Here is a 686-nt window from a genome sequence, read left to right as displayed (position 1 = left end):
CTGCAATTTTTCTGTGCCTTCTTCGCTTATGGCATTGGTCAGTATCCGTACATTCTTGACCCATATATTACGATTCAGAACAGCGTCACTTCACCATCGATGGGCTTCGCACTCGTTGTTGTGTTTATCGGCGGGATGTGTCTGTTGATACCGTCTCTGATTCTGGTCTTCAAACTTTTCCTGTTTGACGCGGATTATGTGAAGGGCAAACGAAAGTAGTTTCTTCAAGAGTGCATGTGTGGGTGTACCCTCGCATGCCATAAACACCAAGGAGGGGAAGAGTTGAAGAAGAAGAGAAAGAACAAAGGCATCATTTCTCAACAAATGTCTTTACAGCGAAATCGTCTTGTTCTCCTTGCGGTCATGTCGACCGCACTTGGCGTTGCTATCGTGAGTCAGGCTGCACTTCTGGCCGAAGTGGTACAGCGGATTTTCGTGGAGAAGTCGTCTTTTACTTCTGTTGCCATGTTGCTCGGCATATTGTTGTCCGTCATGGCTCTACGCACGGCGTTGTCGTATGCAAACGGAAAAGTTGGCTTGCAGATGGCGGCGACTGCCAAGACGAATATGCGAGCAGCCGTACTGCAGAACTTGATCCATGCTTCAATGTCGTCAACTCTTCACGGGCAAACGGGTGGAAAGGTGAGTGTCGCTTTGGATGCAGTAGATGAGGCTGACAGTTATTT

2 pseudogenes are annotated in these 686 nt (G+C 48.1%); both read left to right on the top strand.

The features are described 5' to 3' along the window. Positions 1–219, top strand: a pseudogene (locus P364_RS0134865) (cytochrome d ubiquinol oxidase subunit II); the annotation flags it as partial. Between the two features lie 63 nt (positions 220–282). Continuing rightward, positions 283–686 (top strand): annotated as a pseudogene (locus tag P364_RS0134860) (thiol reductant ABC exporter subunit CydD); the annotation flags it as partial.

The sequence above is a fragment of the Paenibacillus sp. MAEPY2 genome (genome assembly GCF_000499205.1).
Classification (GTDB): domain Bacteria; phylum Bacillota; class Bacilli; order Paenibacillales; family Paenibacillaceae; genus Paenibacillus; species Paenibacillus vandeheii.
This window is presented reverse-complemented; position numbering and strand designations above follow the sequence as displayed.